The organism is Paenibacillus pinisoli (assembly GCF_003605435.1).
Classification (GTDB): Bacteria; Bacillota; Bacilli; order Paenibacillales; family Paenibacillaceae; genus Pristimantibacillus; species Pristimantibacillus pinisoli.
Genome location: NZ_QXQB01000004.1, coordinates 304,690 through 327,476 on the forward strand (window position 1 = coordinate 304,690; position 22,787 = coordinate 327,476).

18 protein-coding genes are annotated in these 22,787 nt (G+C 57.0%); 15 read left to right on the forward strand and 3 right to left on the reverse strand.

Features of this window, described 5'->3' with window-relative positions; genetic code table 11:
• Positions 1–122: 122 nt before the first annotated feature.
• The 4 genes from D3P09_RS28365 to D3P09_RS18525 all read left to right on the forward strand — a co-directional run bounded on the left by D3P09_RS28365 (position 123) and on the right by D3P09_RS18525 (position 10,081).
• On the forward strand, positions 123–5,327 hold the full coding sequence (locus D3P09_RS28365) for a hypothetical protein (RefSeq protein WP_341538300.1): 5,205 nt from the start codon (positions 123–125) through the stop codon (positions 5,325–5,327).
• 33 nt (positions 5,328–5,360) lie between these two features.
• Positions 5,361–6,443: a tetratricopeptide repeat-containing glycosyltransferase family 2 protein gene (locus D3P09_RS18515; protein WP_120112883.1), complete on the forward strand. Its 1,083-nt coding sequence runs from the start codon at positions 5,361–5,363 to the stop codon at positions 6,441–6,443.
• A complete protein-coding gene (locus tag D3P09_RS18520; protein ID WP_165867500.1) occupies positions 6,430–8,715 on the forward strand; it encodes an FkbM family methyltransferase in 2,286 nt (761 codons plus the stop codon). Before D3P09_RS18515 ends, D3P09_RS18520 begins: the two co-directional genes overlap by 14 nt.
• Before the next feature lie 418 nt (positions 8,716–9,133).
• Positions 9,134–10,081 carry an SDR family NAD(P)-dependent oxidoreductase gene (locus D3P09_RS18525; RefSeq protein WP_120112885.1) on the forward strand — a complete coding sequence of 316 codons (948 nt, stop codon included), beginning with the start codon at positions 9,134–9,136 and terminating at the stop codon, positions 10,079–10,081.
• A 2-nt stretch (positions 10,082–10,083) separates the two neighbouring features.
• Here D3P09_RS18525 and D3P09_RS18530 read toward each other — a convergent pair whose 3' ends face one another.
• The gene (locus tag D3P09_RS18530; protein WP_120112886.1) at positions 10,084–10,719 is read right to left on the reverse strand and encodes a LysE/ArgO family amino acid transporter; all 636 of its coding nucleotides are present in this window, start codon (positions 10,717–10,719) and stop codon (positions 10,084–10,086) included.
• A gap of 129 nt (positions 10,720–10,848) precedes the next feature.
• On the opposite strand from D3P09_RS18530, the gene D3P09_RS18535 reads away from it, so the two are divergent.
• A complete protein-coding gene (locus tag D3P09_RS18535) occupies positions 10,849–12,315 on the forward strand; it encodes an aminotransferase-like domain-containing protein (protein ID WP_120113341.1) in 1,467 nt (488 codons plus the stop codon).
• On the opposite strand, the gene D3P09_RS18540 is transcribed toward D3P09_RS18535, so the two are convergent.
• The gene (locus D3P09_RS18540; RefSeq protein ID WP_120112887.1) at positions 12,312–13,190 is read right to left on the reverse strand and encodes a LysR family transcriptional regulator; all 879 of its coding nucleotides are present in this window, start codon (positions 13,188–13,190) and stop codon (positions 12,312–12,314) included. The two genes, D3P09_RS18535 and D3P09_RS18540, sit on opposite strands and share 4 nt — an antisense overlap.
• Positions 13,191–13,301: 111 nt before the next feature.
• On the opposite strand from D3P09_RS18540, the gene D3P09_RS18545 reads away from it, so the two are divergent.
• From D3P09_RS18545 to D3P09_RS18590, 10 genes are all read left to right on the forward strand, one after another.
• Positions 13,302–14,585 (forward strand): adenylosuccinate synthase, encoded by a 1,284-nt coding sequence (locus D3P09_RS18545; RefSeq protein ID WP_120112888.1) that lies wholly within the window; start codon positions 13,302–13,304, stop codon positions 14,583–14,585.
• Between the two features lie 37 nt (positions 14,586–14,622).
• Entirely contained in the window at positions 14,623–15,099 is a 477-nt protein-coding gene (locus D3P09_RS18550) for a RidA family protein (RefSeq protein WP_120112889.1), read from the forward strand.
• A 211-nt stretch (positions 15,100–15,310) separates the two neighbouring features.
• Positions 15,311–15,571 (forward strand): hypothetical protein, encoded by a 261-nt coding sequence (locus D3P09_RS18555; RefSeq protein ID WP_120112890.1) that lies wholly within the window; start codon positions 15,311–15,313, stop codon positions 15,569–15,571.
• A gap of 33 nt (positions 15,572–15,604) precedes the next feature.
• Positions 15,605–15,892: a hypothetical protein gene (locus D3P09_RS18560; protein WP_120112891.1), complete on the forward strand. Its 288-nt coding sequence runs from the start codon at positions 15,605–15,607 to the stop codon at positions 15,890–15,892.
• 56 nt (positions 15,893–15,948) lie between these two features.
• Positions 15,949–16,302, forward strand: a complete 354-nt coding sequence (locus D3P09_RS18565; protein WP_120112892.1) for a VOC family protein — start codon at positions 15,949–15,951, stop codon at positions 16,300–16,302.
• A gap of 172 nt (positions 16,303–16,474) precedes the next feature.
• Complete coding sequence (locus D3P09_RS18570; RefSeq protein WP_120112893.1) at positions 16,475–17,107, forward strand: TetR/AcrR family transcriptional regulator; 633 nt, start codon at positions 16,475–16,477, stop codon at positions 17,105–17,107.
• A gap of 57 nt (positions 17,108–17,164) precedes the next feature.
• Positions 17,165–18,088: an ABC transporter ATP-binding protein gene (locus tag D3P09_RS18575; RefSeq protein WP_120112894.1), complete on the forward strand. Its 924-nt coding sequence runs from the start codon at positions 17,165–17,167 to the stop codon at positions 18,086–18,088.
• 4 nt (positions 18,089–18,092) lie between these two features.
• Positions 18,093–18,929 (forward strand): ABC transporter permease, encoded by an 837-nt coding sequence (locus tag D3P09_RS18580; RefSeq protein WP_120112895.1) that lies wholly within the window; start codon positions 18,093–18,095, stop codon positions 18,927–18,929.
• Between the two features lie 44 nt (positions 18,930–18,973).
• Entirely contained in the window at positions 18,974–21,313 is a 2,340-nt protein-coding gene (locus D3P09_RS18585; RefSeq protein ID WP_120112896.1) for an ABC transporter permease, read from the forward strand.
• 14 nt (positions 21,314–21,327) lie between these two features.
• Positions 21,328–22,095 carry an ABC transporter ATP-binding protein gene (locus D3P09_RS18590; protein WP_120112897.1) on the forward strand — a complete coding sequence of 256 codons (768 nt, stop codon included), beginning with the start codon at positions 21,328–21,330 and terminating at the stop codon, positions 22,093–22,095.
• A 38-nt stretch (positions 22,096–22,133) separates the two neighbouring features.
• Here D3P09_RS18590 and D3P09_RS18595 read toward each other — a convergent pair whose 3' ends face one another.
• A complete protein-coding gene (locus D3P09_RS18595) occupies positions 22,134–22,784 on the reverse strand; it encodes a ThuA domain-containing protein (protein WP_120112898.1) in 651 nt (216 codons plus the stop codon).
• Positions 22,785–22,787 lie beyond the last annotated feature (3 nt).

Genomic DNA, 22,787 nt, shown 5'->3' on the forward strand with positions numbered 1-22,787 from the left:
AAAAAGGAGCTATTCCTTCGAGAAAGCTCGGAGAGCGGGGCATTAGCGGAAGAAGGGAGAATTCACGGGCCAACGAGCCGCTTGGGCTGCCAGGGGAAGCAAAGCCTCCTTGGCCGCCTGGCTTGCCAGCAACAGGCCCGACCGGTCCTGCCGGGCCAAGAGGGCCGAAGGGGCCGCGCGGCCCCAGAGGAAAGCGGGGACATGCTGGCGATCCGGGCGTGACAGGCCCCATTGGACCAACCGGGCCACGCGGCATTGCAGGAGCTCGGGGGCCTGCCGGTCCAACAGGTGCTGAGGGTCCAACGGGTCCTCAGGGAAGCACAGGTGCAACGGGAGCTGCTGGTCCTGCAGGGGCAACAGGTGTGACAGGGGCTGTGGGCCCTGCCGGTCCCGCAGGGGCGACTGGAGCAACCGGACCAACAGGTGTAACAGGAGCTGTGGGCTCTGCCGGTCCCGCAGGAGCGACTGGAGCAACCGGACCAACAGGTGTAACAGGAGCTATGGGTCCAGCCGGTGCCACGGGGGCAACCGGAGCAACTGGTGCAACAGGCGTTACGGGGACGCCGGGTCCAGCGGGTCCCGCGGGAACAACAGGAGCGACAGGGGCGACCGGTCTTGCTGGGCCTGCGGGAGCAACCGGAGCAACAGGGCCAACTGGTCCTGCAGGCGGCCCGCCGGGAGCAACAGGGCCGACTGGAGCGACAGGACCAACGGGTCCGTCAGGTATGGACGGGGCGACAGGGCCGACTGGTCCAACTGGTCCTGTCGGTGCTACGGGTGCGACAGGAGAGTCTGGATTAGTCGGCCCGACAGGTGCAACAGGAGCAACAGGAGCGACAGGTCCTGAAGGTCCGACTGGAGCGACAGGCGTTACGGGTGCGACAGGTCCGGCGGGGGGACCGCCGGGAGCTACGGGGCCTACTGGCCCTACTGGCCCTGTCGGTCCGGCAGGTGCGGACGGAGCGACAGGTGCGACCGGTCCGACAGGACCAACAGGAGCCGACGGAGCCGCTGGCCCAACAGGACCAACGGGAAGCGACGGGCCTGCGGGAGCGACCGGTCCGACTGGTTCTGCGGGGGCTGAGGGGGCAACGGGAGCGACAGGCCCGGCAGGGCCTCCAGGCTTGACCGGAGCAACGGGAGTGACAGGAGCTACTGGCCCTGTCGGTCCGGCAGGTGCGGATGGAGCGCCAGGTGCGACCGGCCCGACAGGGCCAACAGGAAACGATGGAGCTGCTGGCCCAACCGGCCCTACTGGAGGCGATGGACCTGCGGGAGCGACCGGTCCGACTGGTCCTGCGGGAGCTGACGGGGCAACGGGCGCGGCTGGTCCAACCGGTCCGACAGGTGCGGATGGAACGACAGGAGCGACCGGCCCGACAGGACCTGCGGGTGCAACGGGGGCTACGGGAACAGCTGGAGCAGCCGGTCCGCAAGGGATTCCAGGTCCGACAGGACCAGTTGGAGCAACTGGCGAGCAGGGTCCGACAGGTCCGGCAGGGGCTGCCGGCGGAGAGGGCACGATAGGCCCTACGGGCCCGCCGGGAACAACAGGTCCGGCTGGCATACAAGGATTTCAAGGGCCGATAGGTCCGTTGGGACCGGTAGGTTTTACGGGGCCGACCGGAGCGCAAGGTTTGGCCGGCTTCGCTGGCCCGACAGGTGAAATGGGGGAGCTTGGCCCAACGGGCCCGCTGGGCGCGACGGGTACACAAGGAATAGATGGACCTGTTGGCCCCACCGGACCGCCAGGAGCGGCAGGTCCAACCGGTCCTGCCGGCGGCGAAGGTACGCCTGGTCCGACAGGACCGCAAGGCGTGCAGGGCGCTTTTGGTCCGCAAGGTCCGGCAGGAACAACAGGGCCGACCGGATCGGCCGGAGCGACAGGTGTCCAAGGCGAGGCTGGACCCGCAGGAACGACGGGGCCTACAGGTGTAGGGGCAACCGGCCCGACCGGCCCTACAGGAGAGATTGGTCCAACTGGAGCCACTGGTCCAACCGGTCCTGCTGGTGGACCGCCGGGTCCCACAGGTCCAACGGGACCTGCAGGTCCGGCAGGAGGCCCGGCTGGCCCGACAGGCGCAACAGGAGCGGATGGTCCGACAGGTCCAACCGGCCCGACAGGAGCTCAAGGAACTGTAGGTCCGACAGGGCCGACGGGGTCTCAAGGAGCGACAGGGGTTGTCGGTCCGCAAGGCTTGCCGGGCATTACGGGGCCCACCGGACCTCAAGGCCCGCAAGGAGCAACAGGCCTCCAGGGGTCAACCGGGCCGACTGGCGAGCAAGGACTGCAAGGCGATCCGGGGCCGACCGGCGCGCCCGGTCCAACCGGCCCCGATGGTCCGCCGGGGGCTACGGGTCCGCTTGGTCCGGCGGGAACGCAGGGAGCGCTTGGTCCTCCTGGTCCCCAAGGTCCGACAGGTGCCGATGGCACGCAAGGTCCGGCTGGTCCGACAGGTCCTCCCGGACCGATTGGCCCGCAGGGTGTAGCCGGTCCGACTGGCGCAGCTGGACAGCCGGGCCCCACCGGAGCGCAAGGTCCGACGGGCAGCATCGGCCCTACAGGGACGGCAGGCTTGCCTGGAGCGCAAGGTCCGCAGGGGCCAATCGGTCCGCAAGGCGCGACCGGCCCGACGGGAGCGGTAGGAGCAACTGGCCCTGCAGGGTTGCAGGGCGATGCTGGACCTACAGGTCCGGCAGGCGGGCAAGGCCCGACCGGTCCGGCAGGCGGGGTAGGTGCTACAGGTCCGACAGGTCCGCAAGGAACGGCCGGTCCGACAGGAGAAGCGGGAGCGCAAGGTCCGCAAGGTCCTGCAGGCCCTGCCGGTGATGCCGGACCGCAAGGTCCGATCGGTCCTGCTGGACCTCAAGGTCTTGTGGGAGCTACCGGCTTGCAAGGCCCAGTAGGACCCGCGGGAGCGACTGGCCCCACAGGAGTACAGGGAGCGGACGGAGCTGTTGGTCCTGCGGGAGCCCAAGGCCCTACCGGACCAGCAGGAGATGCCGGCCCGACCGGCCCGGTTGGTCCGCAAGGAACGCAAGGCCCGACAGGGGCAGACGGGGTGCAGGGGGCGGCTGGCCCTCAAGGGGCGCAAGGCATTACCGGCCCGACTGGCCCGGTGGGACCTCCAGGCGCTACAGGCCCTATCGGCGATGACGGCCCGGCAGGAGCAACAGGCCCGACGGGACCTGCCGGTCCGCAAGGCGCGGTAGGCCCGGCCGGCTCGACTGGTCCTGCCGGAGATGTTGGCGCGCAGGGCCCGGCCGGTGATACCGGCGACACCGGAGCGCAAGGCCCGGCCGGTCTTCAGGGACCGCAAGGCCCGACAGGAACGCAAGGCGTGACAGGCGCAGACGGCGCTGTCGGTCCGACCGGTTCGGTTGGTCCGGCAGGTCCGCAGGGGGCAACTGGCCCGCAAGGCGAATTAGGCCCGACAGGGCATTTGGGTCCAGCAGGAGCTACCGGCCCGACCGGCCCGATCGGCGCAACCGGCGTCCAAGGCGACATTGGTCCGACCGGCCCGACCGGCCCGACGGGCTTCGGCGTAACGGGTCCGACCGGTCCGGCAGGACCGCAAGGAGACACCGGCCCGACAGGTCCGGATGGTCCGACGGGTCCGGCGGGCGGCCCTCCAGGTCCGACAGGTCCGACTGGACCAGCGGGCCCAACCGGCCCGGAAGGTCCGGCGGGCGGTCCAACCGGTCCCACCGGCCCGACCGGACCTGCCGGTGATCTCGGCCCAACCGGTCCCATAGGTGATACCGGCCCTCCAGGTGATACAGGCGCAACTGGCCCGACGGGTCCTGTAGGCGCGACCGGTTTGGTTGGTGCATTGGGGCCGCAAGGCCCGGCAGGGGCGACCGGTCCAACCGGTCCGCAAGGCGTGCAAGGTCCGACCGGTACACAGGGAGTGACCGGCCCTCAGGGAGTTGTCGGTCCAACCGGACCAGCAGGTCCGCAAGGCGTACAGGGCGCAGACGGACAGCAAGGCGCAGTCGGTCCGACTGGACCGGCAGGAGTAACGGGACCAGCGGGAGACATAGGCGCGACCGGCCCGGCTGGCGTGACAGGGCCGACTGGCGCCACCGGTCCGGTTGGTGTCGCCGGGGCTACAGGGCCGACCGGCCCGGCAGGCCCGCAGGGCGCGGATGGCAATGTCGGGCCAGCGGGGCCAATCGGCCCGGCAGGTCCGACCGGTCCAGCCGGGCCGCAAGGCGTAACGGGACCGACGGGGCCGCTTGGTCCGCAGGGGCCCGCTGGCGCTCAGGGCGTTGCCGGTCCACAAGGCGATGTAGGCCCGACAGGTCCCGCAGGCTCGCAGGGCTCACCAGGTCCGACTGGCCCTGCAGGAGCTTTGGGAGCCCCCGGTCCGACGGGTGTTACCGGACCTGCTGGAGCGACCGGCCCGACTGGGGCTCAGGGCGTTACCGGCTCGCAAGGTCCGGCCGGCCCGCAAGGCGCGATCGGTCCAACAGGCGCCACAGGTCCGCAAGGTCCCTCGGGTCCGACTGGCCCGCAAGGCCCGACGGGTCCGCAAGGCATTGCCGGCCCGACCGGCCCGCAAGGTCCCGCAGGATCAACGGGTCCGACCGGTCCACAAGGCGCGCAGGGCCCGACCGGTCCGCTTGGCGCTACCGGTCCAACCGGATTTATCGGCCCAACTGGCCCAGCAGGCGCACAGGGCAATGCCGGCCCGACCGGCGCCACCGGATCTGTCGGGGCTACAGGAGCTGCTGGTCTTACAGGTCCGCAAGGCCCGACCGGTGCAACCGGCCCGCAAGGGGCGACCGGCTCGCAAGGTCCGACGGGAACGCAAGGCCCGACTGGCCCGACCGGTCCGATCGGAGTTACAGGCGCAACTGGCGCGACGGGAGTTACGGGTCCAACAGGAGCGCAGGGAGTGACAGGGCCTACCGGATCGGGCACATCTCTGCAATTTGCCCAGACTTCTGCAACATTGGCAATTCCGCTTGACGGTACGGAGACGGTGGTGCTTGCGATCGTGCAAAATGCGGCAGCCAATAACCGGGTCAAGGTGGATGTGTCCATGCAAAGCAATGTCATTCTCAGTTCGGGCAACCAACGTCTTGACTTGCGAATGCGGTTATACCGCGACGGGGTCTTGCTGACGGAATACCGGTCAGAGAGTAACTTCGCGGGGAATGACGGCAATCAAAGATTCATAATATGCTCAACCTATGTGGATACGCCGCTTGCCGGCGTCCATACCTACCAGCTTCGGGTTGCTGTCATTACAGCTACGAACGTTTCCAGCGTTACGGTAGAGACACGCGCAATGAATAATTTGATTACTACATTTAGTTAGCTTGGGATCGGTTCAATGAAAGGTGAGGTGCATATGAGAACCATCAGCTTATGCCTAATTGTGAAGAATGAACAATCCACCCTGTGCAGCTGCCTGGAATCGGTCCGAGAAGCGGTCGACGAAATCGTCATCGTCGATACAGGCTCGACGGATGAGACTAAAGAGATAGCCGGGCGGTATACGGAGCGCATCTTCGACTTTGGATGGAGGGATGACTTTGCGGCCGCCCGCAATTACGCATTCAGCAAGGCGACTTGCGATTATATCCTCTGGCTGGACGCCGACGACGTCTTGCTGGAGGAGGATTGCCGCAAGCTGAAGGAGTTGAAGTTGTCCATAGCCGAGCAAGTAGATGCGGTGTCCATGATTTATCATTACGCGTTTGATGAATTCGGGAATGTGACGATGAGCCTGCGGCGGAACCGGCTGGTCAAGCGGGAGAAGGGCTTTCGGTGGCATGGGGCGGTTCATGAATATTTGGCGGTATCCGGAATGGTCATCAACAGCGACATTATCGTGACGCATCGCAGGGTACACCGTCACTCGGACAGAAACTTAATGATATTCGAGAACAGAATGCGGCGGGGAGAACCATTCTCCCCCCGCGATCTGTATTATTACGGCAACGAGCTGTCCGATCATCAGATGTGGGAGCAGGCAGAGAAGATATATGAACGTTTTCTCGATACGGGGGAAGGATGGTCGGAAGATATTATATCGTCCTGCATGAAGCTCTCGGATATAGGCGAGCGGCTGGGCAAGCCCCAGAAGCAGCTTGCTTATTTGTGGAAGGCCATGGACTATGACGAGCCGCGCGCGGAGGGATGCTGCAGGCTTGGCGCTTATTTTTTGAAGAGAAACCGTTTGAGGGAAGCGGCTTTCTGGTACCGGCTCGCGGTCCGAAGGGAGAAGCCGAAGGAGCTGTGGGGTTTCGTCCATGACGCTTATTGGACATGGATTCCCCATCTGCAGCTCTGCATCGTCTATTGCGGGCTAGAACAATACACAAGGGCTTTCTACCATAATGAAATGGCCGGACGCTACAGGCCGGATGATTCGTCCGTGCTTCATAACCGACGATACTTGGAAGGAGTGTTGCGCGATGAAGCCCTTTGAAGCCACGAGCGGCCCGCTCACCATCGTTCAGGTTGCCCCCGATTATTATCCCGTTCCGCCTCCAGCCTATGGCGGCATCGAGCGGGTCATTCATACGCTGACGGAACGGCTGATCGGACTTGGCCACAGGGTGATATTATATGCGCCAGAAGGCAGCGGCACTTCGGCCGAGCTGATCGCGTATGCGCATGGGACGGGCAATCCGGAGGGCATTCGGGATAGGGTCACGCGTACGCTTCCCGTACATGTCGATGTCATTCATGATCACACGCATTCCTCTGTGATCGGTAAGCTGAATCTGCCAATCCCTACCGTATGCACGCTTCATGCTACCGTCCATAACCATATCGAGCATCCCGTCTATATTAGCCGGACCTCGCAGCTCGCGGCGGGCGATCCTGCCGGCTGCTTCATCTATAACGGTGTGAGTCCGGATGAGTTCGATTATGCGGAGCAGAAGAGCGACTATCTGCTCTACATGGGTGTAATGAGCCCGCACAAAGGCATACACCATGCCATACATATTGCGGAATCAACCGGGCAAAAGCTGATTATGGCCGGGCCGGTCTATAGCACGGACTATTTTCAATCGGATATTGAACCTGCACTGAAGCGCAATCCTTTGCTTCAATATGTGGGCGAGGTAGGCGGTTTAGAGAAGCGGCGTCTTCTCAAGGAAGCCCGCTGCATGCTGTTTCCGACATGCTGCGAGGAGGCCTTCGGCCTGGTCATGGTCGAGGCGATGATGAGCGGGACGCCGGTGCTCTCCCTTGCCAATGGGGCGGTGCCCGAGGTGATGAGCGGCTTTCCCGAGCTGGTATGCCAGACCGTGGAAGAGATGCGGGAGAAGGCGGAGAGGAGCCGTTTTCCCAGCAGTGCTGCGCTGCGCTCCTATGCCATGAGCAGATTCATCGATGAGGAGATGGCGCAGCAATATGTGCAGTTATACCGCCGCCTGATTGCGGGCAACAAATGGTCACGGGAAGGCATTGGGCAGTGGAAGGAGCTTAAGCGGAACGATCATGCGCTAAGACAATGCGAGCGCATTATTCTTAGTGACGCCGCTGAGCTGGATGACCGTCTGCATGCATGTTACGAAGAGTCGGAAATTCGCCATGTGCAAGGGGATATAGTGAAGGCGCGTGAGGCGGTCTACCGCTCCTTCGAATATGCGCCGCCGCGGGCTGAATTTTGCTGCAAGCTCGGCCATTTGTACCTTGAGAAGAAGGATTACGCCAAAGCAGCCTATTGGTACAAGCTTGCCACAGAGATCGAGCCGCCATCCGACCGCAGAGGGTTTTACAAAGAAGCTTGCTGGACCTGGCTGCCGCATCTTCAACTAGGCATCTGTCTCTATCATACAGGTAATATCCAGGAGGCTTACCGCCATAATGAAATAGCGCGCGAGTATTTCCCCGATGAGCGGCATATCCTGTTCAACAAAACGTTCCTGGAGCCGCTGCTTGCGAAAGAGCGCGCGAGCGCAAATCTGCAGGTTGAGGTTCAATTGACGGGACCGGAGGATATACCGTTCCGAATGCAGCTGGCGTTGCCCGGCTTTCTGGAGGAGACGATTGCAGAGCGCGGCGCTTGGGAGCCTGAACTTGCCAAGCTGCTTTGCAGGTATGTCAAGCCGGGCAGCATCTTCGTCGATATTGGCGCCAATATCGGCTACCACACGCTTTATATGGCGAGCCGGGGAGAGAAGGTCCAGTGTCTCGCTTTTGAGCCGCATCCCGATATTTATAGCCAATTGACTGAAAACGTGAGGTTGAACGAATATGGCCATGTAGAGACTTACAATCATGCGATCAGCGACAATGACGGAAGCCTATCCTTCTACCGGCAAAGCATGTCTGCCTATAACCGGGGGCTGTCTGGCGCTACATTAGCCGATTCGTCTGCATCGGGCAGCGACTTCGAGCCGATCGAAGTGGAGGCGCGGACGCTCGACCATTCCTTGAAGGATGAACAGAAGAAGCGTATAAGCGTGATCAAGATTGATACGCAAGGTTTTGAATACGAAGCGTTATGCGGCGCAATGGATATTATACGCCAGTCGAAGCCCGTCATCGCATTCGAGTATCATCCTTATGGATCAAGGCCGCTGGCGGATATTATCGGTCTGCTGGAAGGCTACGAGCTGTATAAGCTCCAGATCTGGACCGGCGAGCTGCGCCGGATGGAAGAGGAAGATCCGGTTGGATATGAGCAGGATTACATTTGTATCCCCAGCCATTATGAGCCATTGATCCCTTCTGCACAGCGTTAGATGTCGCTGCTGACGCCTTATTCGAGACGGATGAGGCTGATAAGCGAATTTGTACTTCGGAATAAATAATATGCACGCAAAAAAAATTGCGGCGGCGCGGGATGCAAGCCGTAAAAGCCGATTCTATCGATTTATTCTGAGCGTGCTGGTTCTGCGTAAATTCAAGACAACAAACACCTATGTAATACTCGAATAAAGTTCTAGCTGACCATCCAGAGAGGAAGCGGCATACGGAATAATGGGCCTCGGAAAAGGCCCTTTTGTTTTGCCTTCTAAGGAATGCGGCTTGAAAGGTATCTTCCTCTGGAATCTATGTTATGATCGTTTTAGATATTGGAATTTTTGCCTTTTTTGCAAGCTCGATATGCATCACTAGTAAGGAAACAGGCAACCTGACAAGATGGAGAGTGTGGCGAAAATGAAAGACAAAATTGTAGTGATTACAGGAGCGAACTCAGGAATCGGCAAAGCAGCCGCCATCAAATTTGCGGCGGAGGGGCATCGGGTCGTAATGGCCTGCCGTAATCTTGCGATCAGCAAGCCAGTGCAGGAGGAGATTATGGCGTCTGCGGGCAGTCAATCTATCGATCTGCTGGAGCTTGACATCTCCTCCTTCGGCTCCATCCGGAAATTCTGCGAGGCATTCAAAGCCAAATATGACAAGTTAGATATTCTGATTCATAATGCGGCTTTCCTGAGCCATGGCGAGAAGGAATACAGGCTGAGCCCGGAGCGCGTCGAGCTGTCTTTTGCGACGAATGCGTTTGGCCCGCTTTATATGACCGAGCTGCTCGCCGGCTGGCTGGAGAAATCCGAGGATGCCCGCGTACTGAATGCCTGCACGACGAATATCAAGAACTTTTTTGATCCCAAGAGAACGATTGAATACGACAACCTGCGCGGCGAGTATCAGACAACAAGGCGATACAGCTCCTACAAAATGTACGGCGATTCCAAGATGGCTTTTCTGATGCTGACCTTCAAAATGGCGGAGCAGTGGAGAGAGAAGGGCATTCACGTCAATGCGATCCAAATCAATCGCGTGAAGCTGTCCAAGGAAACGATTGCGAAGATGAGCTCGTACTGGAAGGCGCTGGCTTGGGCGCAGAATCTGACGAATCCGCATCCGTCGGCGATGGCCGACAATTACTATTACATATGTACATCGGATCAATACCGGAATGTTACCGGACAGCTCATTAACCATATGCGGGAGATCGTGCAGCCGGCTCCGAGCGAGCAAGGGCTGGACCAGCTGAAAAATATATTCGGCTCCGCGTACTACCCCAGATATGCAATCGATCGGACTAATGTGGATAAAGTATGGGGAATGGGACAGGAGTTGATCTCTGCCCATTCCAGCTAGTGTCAGGCTTGTCCTTGCAGGAGCAGGATGAAGCGATAGCCCAGATAGAAAGCTGTGCCCCACATCATTATCGCGGATAGGACGGGGATCAGGGTGATAATGCCAGATGACCCTGCCCGTTGTCTTATGAATCTCCCTGCGGCTCCAAGTCCGATGAACCAGATCCATGACGTGATGATGCATACGATTGCAAAAACTAGCTTGGCCGTTCCGGCGTATTGTACGGAGCTGGCGCCGATAACGCCAACCGTATCCAGAACGGCATGGGGATTGAGCAGGGAAACCGTGACCGCAAAGCCGATTTGCTTTTTGGGCGATAAGCCGCTGCTGTCTTGTTGAATGGAGCGTACCTCGAGCCTGCTTTTCCATGTTGTCCAGCCCGTGAAGATCAAGAAACCGCATCCCAGCACATACAGCAAGCCTTTGATCCAATCATGCTCCAGCACAATCATGGATACGCCGAGAACGGCCAGAGTGATTAGAATGGTATCGCACAGAGAGGCGGCAATAACAACAGGCAAAACTTTTATAAATCTGCGGTGAACAGTCCCTTGCGTCAGGACAAATGCGTTCTGCGCGCCGAGCGGCAGAATGAGCCCCAGCGCGAGAATAAAGCCGTGAATAGCAGCTCCGGTCATGATGATGCCTCCTCTTTTTTTACCTATTCTAGCGGGTGGAGGAGGCGGGGTCGACAACCAAGCCGCTATCGCTTGGCCCAACCAATCTGCTACAATAAGCACAAACTTATGAATGAAAGAATGGATGTTATGACAGAAGAATGGCTGCTTGACCGCAGTTCGGATACCCCGCTGTATCAGCAAATTCATGACCGCATCGTCGGGAAGATCCGGAGTGGAGCATGGCCGGTCGGTACTAAAATTCCGACACAGCGGGAGCTGGCAGAGCGATTCGGGGTTAATCGGAGCACGATTGTATATGCGCTGGATGAATTGTCGGCTGACGGTCTTATTCAGTCCAAGGTTGGACAAGGAACGGTCGTTGCCAACAATACCTGGAATGTCATCGCCTCCGCACGCACGCCGGATTGGGGCCGCTATGTGGCGGCTGGAGCGCACCGGCCCAACCAACAGCTGATCCAGCTTATTAATAAAGCGGAGGAGAATCCGGCTATCCTGCGGCTTGGCACCGGAGAGCCGGCTCCCGAGTTGCTGCCTGCCCGGGCTATGATGCTGTCGCTTCAGAATAGCGCAGCTTCTTTGTCGTTAAGCTACTCCGAACCGCGGGGAAGCCTTCGGCTCCGCGAGACGCTCAGCCGGTATTTGCTGGCAAAAGGGATCAATGCGGCGCCGTCGTCGATTCTGATCGTATCGGGCGGCTTACAGGCATTACAACTCATCGCGCTAGGCCTGCTGCATGATGGCTCGGCAATACTGACGGAGAGCCCCAGCTATCTGAACTCCGTACATGTCGTACAATCCGCCGGAATCCGCCCCTGCGGCGTTCCGATGGACAAGGACGGCCTGCTCGCGAGGAGACTGGGATCAATGAAGCGGAAGACGGATGCCGCGATGCTGTATACAATACCTGCTTTCCACAATCCTACGGGCTGCTTAATGCCGGCAGCTCGCAGGGAGGAGCTGCTGCATGTGTGCATGCATGAGAGGCTGCCTGTTGTGGAGGATGATGTGTACGGCGATTTGTGGCTGGATGAGGAGCCGCCACCGCCGCTTAAAGCAATGGACCGTGAAGGATTGGTGCTGTACATCGGAAGCATGTCCAAGTCGCTGGGGCCAGGCCTAAGGCTGGGGTGGATCGTTGCGCCTGTGCCGGTAATTGACCGCTTGGCTGACATCAAGATGCAGACAGACTACGGAACAAGCGCGTTGTCGCAGCATGCCGTCGCGGAGTGGCTGGAGACGGGGCGTTATGACGAGCATCTTTCCGGATTGCGCGCGGAACTGCGGCGCAGAAGGGGGTATATGGATACGCTTTTGAATCGTTACATGGGTAGTCGGGCTGAATGGAGCTTGCCGCAGGGAGGGTTCTACATTTGGCTGCGTATCCGAAGCCCGATACAGGTGAGGAGGCTATTCGATCTTGCCCTCAAGGAAGGCATCCTGCTCCATCCCGGGAGCGTATACGATCCCGGGTTGGACGAGCCGTATTTGCGCTTGTCTTATGCTTACGCCTCATTCGATCAGATGGAGCTTGGAATCCGCCGTTTGGCGGCGCTTATCTCCCAGCTTAGCGGCGACAATACGCAGGAGCTTTAAGGCAAACGCTGAAGAAAGCTCTTCGAGGCGGCAGAGAGAGGAACGCCTTTCAGCGTCGCGATGCCGATTGCCCGCTCTGGAAGGGGCGGATTCAGCGGAATTTCGATGAGACGCCCGTCAGCCAGCTCCTCCATGACATAGTCTCTCACAATAAAAGTCAATCCAAATCCGCGCTGGGCGAATTGAACCAGCAAGTCAAGGCTGCCCAGCTCGAACTCCGGCGCCAAGCGGAAGTGATGCGATGCCGCATACTGATCCAGATAGGCCCTTGTACTCCCGCCTGGCTCCAGCAGAATCAGCGGGCGATCCTGCAGGCTGGCAAGCTCGAATGGCGATCGGGCAAGAGCTGCGTAAGCCGGACCGCCGACAAGGCAATCCTGCAGCGGAGAGCTCTTCCTAATCTCTATGCTGCTGTCTGCCGCAGGAAGATTGACGATGCCAAAGTCAATGCGTCCTTCCTTCAGCAGCACAATTGTCTCTGGCGTGGTCCGGTTTGTGACGCGTACGCGAATGCCCGGATGCTGCTGATGAAAGGATTCCAGATATGGCAGCAGATAATGCTTGCATAACGAATCGCTTGCTCCTATATTGATTTCTCCATACTCCAAATTATGCATCTCCGCAATTTTCTTCTCTCCGCTGTCGATCGCCCGGAATGCTTGCTCAATATGCCGCAGCAGCACTTCGCCTTCTGCTGTAAGCGTAACGCCGCGCGCGGTGCGGAAGAACAGCTGGCCTCCAAGCCCGCTCTCGAGCTGCTTCAGCGTATGGCTGACGGCAGGTTGCGTAATATGCAGCTTCTCCGCCGCTCTCGTCAAACTCCCAAGCTTGGCTGTCCAGTAGAAGACCCGGTACCATTCCATATTAAATTCCATAGTCATTACCTCAGTTTATATCTAGTATTATTAATATCAATTATACTAATAAGTTATTGCCCATTATAATCATTCCTGTAAGAGATGACAAGAACAGGAGGCGGTTCGCAGGTGACGGTAACAGCGATTGTGGGAGCGAATTGGGGCGATGAAGGCAAAGGGAAGATGACGGATGTGCTTGCGGCTCAATCGTCTTATGTCGTTCGTTTTCAAGGCGGCAGTAACGCGGGGCATACCATTATTAACGACTACGGGAAGTTTGGGCTGAATATGCTGCCATCAGGCGTGTTTTATCCGGAAGTGATTAATATAATCGGGCCGGGAGCGGCTTTGGACGGCGAATCCTTCATTCGCGAGCGGGAGCAATTGCTGGCGAGAGGCATACCGGAGCCGAATCTGAAGATATCGGACCGGGCACAAGTCGTGCTGCCCATTCATCGGTTATTGGACGCGCTTGAGGAGAAACGGTTGGGCAATCGGAGCTTTGGCTCGACGAAACGCGGCATAGCCCCTTTTTATGCGGACAAGTATGCAAAGCTTGGCGTACAGACAGCGGACCTGTACGACCGGAGCCGATTGCTGGAGCGGGTGGGCCAGCTGCTGGAGCTCAAAAATGTACTGCTTACCCGTCTGTACGGACATCAGCCGCTGGAAGCAGGACCGATTGTGGAGGAATTGCTGGAGCTGGGCGACAAGCTTCGCCCGTTTATATGCGATACCACGATGATGCTGCAGCAAGCATATAAGGAAGGGCGGCCGATCCTGCTGGAAGGCCAGCTTGGGGCGCTGCGCGATCCCGACCACGGCATCTATCCCTATTCGACATCCTCGTCCACATTGGCAGGGTATGCCCCTGTTGGAGCAGGACTTCCCGCTTATGCGCTGACAAATGTGCTGGCGGTTGTGAAGGCGTATTCCAGCTGCGTGGGAGCGGGGCCGTTCGTCTCTGAGCTTGAAGGCGCGGAAGCGGAGCAATTGCGGCTTCGGGGCGGAGACGCCGGCGAGTTCGGAGTGGTAACGGGAAGACCGAGACGCGTAGGCTGGTTTGACGCTGTGGCGACAAGATACGGCTGTATGGTGCAAGGGGCGACGGAGGTGGCTCTAACCAATCTGGATGTGCTGGGTTATCTGGATTCTATTCCGGTATGCGTGGGTTACACATTGGCGGACGGCACGGTTACGGAGCAATTCCCCGTTAATGCCAAGCTGGAAGGAGCGAAGCCAATCTTAAGAGAGCTTCCCGGCTGGAAATGTGATATTTCTGAGTCGAGGACATTCGAGGAGCTGCCGGCGGCAGCGCGGCAGTACGTGACGTTCATCGAAGCGGAGATTGGTGTGAAAATCTCTTATCTGTCCATTGGGCCCAAACGCGACCAGCTTATGAAGCTGGTGTAATATCTATTGCAGGTTAGCTGGAAGGGAGCTGAGTGTTATGTCTGATGTGTCAGCTATGGAACGATTGCAAGCGCTTGGCATCGTATTGCCGGAAGCGAGCAAACCGGCAGCGCGATATACCAACTATGTTCTGGCTGGTAATCTGCTGTTCATCTCGGGAAAGGGTCCTGCCAGCATGCCGAAAGGAAAGCTGGGCATAGACTATTCGACCGAAGAAGGGTATAAGTATGCGTGTCTGGCCGGATTGGAAGTGCTGGCTGTATTGACGGAAGCGCTTGGCTCATTGAATCGGGTGAAGCAAGTCGTTAAAATACAAGGCTTCGTGAATGCCGGGCCGGAATTCGAAGAGCATCACAAAGTATTGGACGGCTGTTCCGATCTGATGCTGGATGTGTTCGGGGACAGAGGCGTGCATGCGCGCTCGGTACTCGGCGCGTCATCGCTTCGCGACAACTTGCCGGTTATTATCGATTCTGTTTTTGAGGTAGAGCCAAATCAGTCAGCAGCAATATAGGCTAACTAAAGTTAATCATGTACAAGTGACGGCAATGCGGGATGGAGTAGTCCTGCATTGCCGTTTCTTTTTGCGGCGGATTGGCAATATAGTCTTCAACGATGATTCGAAATGGAGTAAAATAGAAACGGATGAAAGTATTGGGCGCATTAGCGATTGACAGTTGATTGAACAGAACGTTTTAGCTTAAGCGGAGAGAGGAGTGGATGACATGTTCGATACGCTAAGGCGCTGGTCAATGGCCATTGTTATATTGGGAGTCGTATTGCTGGTATATGGTATCGCTGCTTATCTGCCGGGTTTTGACGAAATGCTTTGGGCCGCAGGGGCGAGCGGTATGTTTATTTCAATTATCGGCATTGTGTTGATGATTGTAGGGGCTTTGAATATGAAGCTGCAGGAATTGCTGCTTGAAGAGGTCTCTTTGGTAAAATATGAATTGAATAAGCTGCGCCAATCCGAGAATGGTTAACATCATATCCGTTTCATAGAAGGGACTGTAACGATGAAGAAGATAGCAGCTGGAGGCATTTTAGTATTTTGTGGCGTCTTACTCTACCTGGGTGTTTATATTCCCGCATCCCTGGAGGCCGTCAAGCTAAGCGGATGGTCCACGCCGCCGGGTCGTCTTGGAACGGCTCTGCAAGAAATAGGCGGAACTACGCCTTTTGTTTTTGCCATTATCATGATGGCTGCCGGTGCATGTTTGCTATTGTGGGGATGTCTTCTGGACGATATTCTCCGTAAAAAAACAGAAAACAAGACAGAAACATTAGAGCAACAGGTTAACTAAGATAAAGATGTTAGGCTATTGGAAGAACAACAACACAAATTAGGAGCGTGCAAGAGATGGCAAATCCAGTTCAGAACAAAGTCGGTTGTATCTTTATTCCAGTGAGCAACTTGGAGAAGGCAAGAGATTGGTATTGCAAATTGCTAGATTTGCCTGCGGATGGCGATATCATCTATGGACATCTATATATTTTGCCGATGCAAGGCCATTCCAATATCGTATTGGACAGCAAGATTTATTCGCCGGAGAAGGTGATTCAGGTACCGTTCATCCAGCTTGTGACCGCGGATATCGAAGCTTCGTATGCCTATATGAAAGAGCACAAAGTGGAGCTCCTGACGAATATTGAGAACGGCCATTGGTTCAATATTAAAGACCCGGACGGCAATGTGCTGATGATTTGCCAGTAGCGTAAGGGCAGCTACAACCGAAGTAGGCGAAAGCCCCGATTAGGAAACGCTTGAATATCCAAGCGTTTTTTTTGTTGTGTTCGTAGAAATGCGGTTGACGCTGCAATTGGTAAAATGCTACAATACATTCAATCGACCGACCGTCGGTCTATGAAAGTGGAGGGTGCCCGAAATGAGAATCTCAAAAAAACCGGATGAACGAAAAAATGAAATTTTGGACGCAGCCGAGATGCTTTTTGGCACCAAGGGGTATTCCAAGACGACGATCAACGACATTTTGAATGAAGTAGGCATTGCCAAGGGAACGTTCTATTACTATTTTCAATCCAAAGAAGAAGTGATGGATGCGATTGTGAGCCGGTACATCGAGGCTGGCGTGGAAGCGGCGAAGGCGGTTGTAACCGCGCCCGGGCTGACGGCGCATGAGAAGCTGCTCGGCATTCTGATGGCACAGAAGCCCGACACGGACCGCAAGGAGCAGATGATCGACCAGCTGCACCAGATCAACAATGCCGAGATGCATCAGAAGAGCCTCGTAGAGACAATTCTCCAGCTGACGCCTGTTCTGACGGAGGTGATCGAGCAGGGGATCGAGGAAGGCGTATTCCAGACGGCGTACCCGAGAGAGACGATTGAGTTTCTGCTCGTATCCTCTCAGTTCCTGTTCGACGAAGGCATCTTTGAGTGGGAGCCTCATGAGCGGCTACAGAAGGCTGCAGCATTCACTTCCATTATGGAGAAGACGCTGGGCGCCGAAGAAGGGAGCTTCAGCTACATTCTTGGCGTTATCGGTCAAGGCTCTTAATGCGGTCCGAGTTGAAGGAAGCGGCATGATTAGGAATAGGTTCGAGGAGGCTGTATCATGACTGACCCCATTATTGTCGTCAAGGATTTGGTGAAGCGCTACGGTTCCTTTACAGCGGTGGACCATGTCTCCTTTGAAGTGGAGCGCGGCAGCATCTTCGGTTTCCTGGGCCCTAATGGAGCAGGCAAAAGCTCGACGATACACGCATTATGCACGATAAGCGGGTATGCGTCGGGAGTGCTGACGATCGACGGGATCGATGTCGGCCGCGACAAGGACGGAGCAAGAAGCCGGATCGGGGTTGTCTTTCAGGATTGCACGCTTGATCCCAAGATGACGGTAGACGAAAACTTGCATATGCACGGCTGCTTCTACGGCATGCCGAAGGCGCTTATCCGCGAGAGATCCCGGTTCGTGCTGGAGCTTGTGGACATGACGGATTGGCGGAAGGCGATGGCCGGGAGCCTGTCAGGAGGAATGAAGCGGCGTGTGGAGATTGCCAGAAGCTTGATGCATATGCCGCAGGTGCTGTTCTTGGATGAACCGACAACGGGTCTTGACCCGCGCACCAGGGCGGAAATGTGGGCTTACATCGACAAGCTGCGGCGGGAGCGAGGAATTACGGTTTTTCTAACGACACATTACATGGACGAAGCCGAGATATGCAATCGGATTGCCATTATTGACAAGGGCAAGATTGTTGCGCTCGACAGCCCGTCTTCGCTCAAAAAAAGGTATGCAGCGGACAAAGCGACGATCGCAAGCCGGGATCCTGAAGCATTGGAGAAGCTGCTGGAGCGTCATGGGATGAGTTATGCATCCGCAGGCGCGGACGGGGATTATCTGATTCAAGTTGAGGATCAAGCCAGCCTAATGGAGCTGATCAGCGAGCATCGTACCTCGATCGGCAGAATGGAAGTGAGCAGAGGAACGCTTAACGACGTGTACCTCGAAATAACGGGCAAGGACATAAGGGGGTAACGCTATGCGTGTGATTGGGGCGCTGTGGCTTCGCAATGTGCGGCTGTTTGCCAGAAACCGCGTTCAGCTATTGCTGCTGTTCATCATGCCGTTTTTTTATCTATATCTGCTTAGCGCCATATTCAAAAGCACCTCCGTCAGCCAGCCGATTCCGTATGTGCTTGCGGGCATTGTGATGATCGTCGTGTTCCAGACTTCGCTGAATATCGCAACGTCGACGATTGAGGATATCGTGTCCGGCTATATGAAGGAAGTGCTCGTCAGCCCTGTGCGCCGCATATCCATTGTGGTCGGCCAGATCCTGTCCTCGACGACTGTTGCTGCCTTCCAGGCGTTCCTGATTCTCGCGGTCGGCTATGCGCTGGGGCTTACGTATACGAGTATGGTTACGCCCATTGCGATTGCCGGGTTTGTTGTGCTTGCGGGGCTGGTCTTCTCTTCGTTCGGACTTTGGCTCGCGGCATCGGTGAGGAATTCGCAAACGTTCCAGATTGTATCGGTAGCGGTGACGACGCCAATCACGTTCCTGTGCGGCGTATATGTACCGCTCAGCCTGCTGCCGGAAGGGCTGCAGACGGCTGCCTTGCTTAATCCGATGACATATGCCGCGGCATTCTTCCGGGCGCTTAGTCTGGAGAAGCTGTCGCTGCCGGCCGACGAGCTGGTCGCTGAGCAATTGGCGTTCCGCTTCCACGGCGTGCTGATTACGCCTGTGACCGGCCTTATTATTTTGGCGGTATTCGGGCTGATATGCGCCATGCTTTCGGCTATTGCCTTCACTAGGGCGGACTTTTCCGCCATGAACCGCTCTGCCATCCAGAAGGATGTGTTCCAGCAATAAGCAAGCGCTATGCCAGTTGATAGGAAAGGAGCTGTACCTTCAAGATGCTGATCCAGATGCTGCGGAGAGATTTTCGCAGGAAAAAGAGCATTTCTATCGCTTTATTTATTTTTATCTCCATCTCCGCCCTGCTGGTTGCCAGCGGCTCCAATATGCTGATGGAATTGACGCAATCGCTGAATGCCCTGTTCAAGCAGTCGAAGGCTCCGCATTTTGTCCAGATGCATGCAGGCGAGCTTAATGAAGCCGAGGTTCAGAAGTTTGCGTCAGCACATGACCTGGTTGAAGACTATCAGGTTGCAGCTATGGTGAATGTCGACGGCTCTCATCTCTACCTGAAGCAAGACGGGGAATCGGAAGAGCAAAGCGTTATGGACCATTATTTCGTCATGCAGAACGAGTCATTCGACCTCCTGCTGGATACGGGCAATAAGCCGGTCCGGGTAGAGAGAGGCGAGATTGCCGTTCCTGTCTATTACAAGCAGCAGAGCAATGTCAGCATCGGCGATACGATCAAGCTGTCTGACGGCGCTTTTGAGAGGGAGTGGACCGTAGCGGGATATGTGCGCGATGCGCAAATGAATGCGTCGATTGTCCATTCCAAACGGTTTGTCCTTCATCCGTCCGACTGGGCCGCGCTTAGCCAGCGCACGGGAGAGATGGAATATTTGATCGAGTTCCGCCTGAAGGACCAGGGGATGCTGCAGCAGTTCCGGAGCGATTATCAGGCCGCATCGATGCCAAGCAAAGGCCCGAGCGTGGATGAGTCGCTGTTCAAGGCGCTGAATGCGCTCACGGACGGCATTCTGGCGGCAGTCATTATACTGGTAAGCTTGCTGCTCAGCCTGGTAGCCATTCTATGTCTTCGGTATACGCTGATAGCGGCTATGGAGGAGGACTACCGGGAAATCGGCATTATGAAGGCGATTGGCATCCGGCCTAAGACAATCAAAAATATGTATTTGCTGAAGTATTCCGCACTAGCCGTCCTGGCTGCGATTATCGGTTATGCCGCTTCTTGGGGTGTGAATGCGCTGTTTACTTCCAATATGGAGCTGTATCTTGGCTCTGCCCCCAGATCTCTGCCGCTGCTTGCCGTCCCGCTAATTGCATCCGCATTGGTCTGCGCCATCGTTATCGGCTGCTGCAAGCTGACGCTGAGGGCCTTTGACCGGGTAAGCGCAGTAGAAGCGCTTCGAGCCGGGACGCTTGGCGAAGCGCGCTCTTCGGGAAAAGCGCCGGCGCTGCACCGCAGCAGATGGATGCCGGTACCGGTATTCCTCGGCATGCGGGATGTGCTGTCGCGGTTCAAAATGTACCGGCTGCTGCTTGTTGTCTTCATCATCAGCACATGCATCATGATTGTTCCGGTCAATCTGCTTAATACGTTCAAGTCGCCAAGCTTCAACACATATATGGGCATCGAACGAAGCGATCTGCGCATCGACATGCAATATTCGGAGCAGGTTACCGAAGAATTCATGAGAGTATCTCAGACGCTTACGAATGACGCCGATGTGGAGCGCTTCTCGCCGATCTTCGCCAGCGCGTTCCAGTATGTCAACAGCGATGGCGCTATGGAGGAAATGGCGGTCGAGACCGGGGATTTCTCCCTCTTTCCGCTGGAATATGCACAAGGCCGCGCGCCGGTAGAGGAAAATGAGATCGCGCTATCCTATTTGAACGGCAAGGATATGGGCAAGAAGGTCGGAGACCGAATCCGCTTACATGTAGACGGGACCGAAAAAGAGATGACCGTCACCGGAATCTACCAGGATGTGACGAATGGAGGCCGCACAGCGAAGGCAGTGCTGCCATTCCTGCCGGACCAGGTCATACGCTATGAAGTGAGTGTAGATCTGAAAGAGGGTGTTCCAGTCCGCGACAAGATGGAGCAATATGCCAAGTCGTTCTATCCGGCGAAGGTGACGGATTTGGAAGGGTACTTATCGCAGACGCTGGGCAACACCATCCATCAGCTTAGGCTGCTGACAGCGGTCGCCGTGATTGTTGCGATCCTGATCGCGATCCTGATAACCGCGCTGTTCCTCCAGATGGCGGTTGCCAAGGATGCTGCGCAGATTGCGATTATGCGGAGCATCGGCTTCTCGCTGCCGGCCATCCGCATTCAATATGTGACAAGGGCGCTGCTGGTACTGGGCATCGGAATACTATTCGGTACCATTGTGTCTAACACGGCGGGACAAAGCTTGGCAGGCTTGATCTTGTCCTTCATAGGCGCGTCGAGCATCAAATTCGTGATCAACCCGGTGCAAGCCTATGCCGGCTTACCTCTGGTTCTAATGGCGGCGGTGGCGGTCACAACGCTGCTTAGCATAGCCTCAATTAAAAAGACAACGATAACGGAGTGGAATGCGGGATAGAGAGGGGAAACTGCATGGAAGTTTTATTGGAATCCAGAGCGCTCAGCAAAACGTTCACATCAGGGAACGAGCAAGAGTATCAGGTGCTCAAAGCTATTGATCTGCAAATCCGGAAAGGCGAGTTCGTGGCGGTGATGGGTCCGTCGGGATCTGGCAAGTCTACGCTGCTGTACAATATTAGCGGGATGGACCAAGCAAGCGGAGGCAGTGTCAAGTTCGGCGGCATGGAGTTAACGGGCATGTCCGAGCAGGAGCTGTCCGATCTCCGGCTTACCCGCATGGGCTTTATCTTTCAACAAATCCATTTGCTCAAAAATTTGACGTTGCTGGACAACATCATCTTGACCGCCTATATGGCGAAGAAGCAGAGCAGAAAAGGGCTGAACGATAGGGCGATGTCGCTTATGAAGCAGTCTGGCATTGAAGGGCTGGCGAATCATGATATTACGCAGGCATCCGGGGGGCAGCTGCAGCGCGTTGCGATATGCAGAGCCCTTATCAATCAGCCCGATATGATCTTCGGCGACGAGCCGACAGGCGCGCTTAACTCGAAGTCGGCAGGCGAGATTATGGAGCTGCTTGCGGATATTAACCGCTCAGGCACGACGATTCTGCTGGTGACGCATGATGTGAAGGTCGCCGCCAAGACGGACCGCATCTTGTTTATGATGGACGGCAGCCTGGTGGATGAGAATCGGCTGGGGAAATACCGCAAGGAGCTGGATGATTTGAGGGCAAGAGAAGAGAAGCTGACGGGCTGGCTTGCGGGATTAGGGTTTTAAAATAATGCGAAGCGGCAGCCGGAGGGCTGCCGCTTGTGTTAGGGCAGCGGGTTTCGTGCGGCTGCCCACCGCATGCTGTTCCGGATTAATTGCCGGTACGAATCCGGCAGGAAAGACGGGGCGCAGTGTCCCGGCTGCAAATAAACAAGCCTGCCGAGGCCGTAGCGATGCTCCCAACCAGCCGGATAACGGCTTCCTTCAAATTCATACTCCAGCAATAGATTTCGTGGTGACAACGCATCGAATTCGAACATGTAAGGCTCTTCGTCTACTGTAAAGGCTTGTACGCCCTCAAGCAAGGGATGATCCACTTGCATGGGATGATAGGTTAGCGGCTGATAGGGCGGATGGCCCGTAAAGCGGGCACCGATCAGCCCTGCCAGCTCGTGGCTGGTCCTCCCCAGCGAGATGCCGTTGTGGATGACGAGCAGCCCGCCGCCGCCCGCAACGAAGCGGAGCAGGCGGCCAATCTGCTCTGGCGCAAGCTTTCTGTCAAAGCAATCGGCATATGAGATGACAGCCGAATATCCGTCCTGATCCAGTGTCGTAAGCGCCTCATAATCCTCGGTCGATACCAGCTCGAATTCGTCTGCGGCAATCTCCTCAAGCTGCTGGCGCGCAGGCTCCAGCGGATGCCAGGCGCTGCGGACGTTGTCTCCAATCAGCAATAGCTTGGTTAATGTAGTCACGGG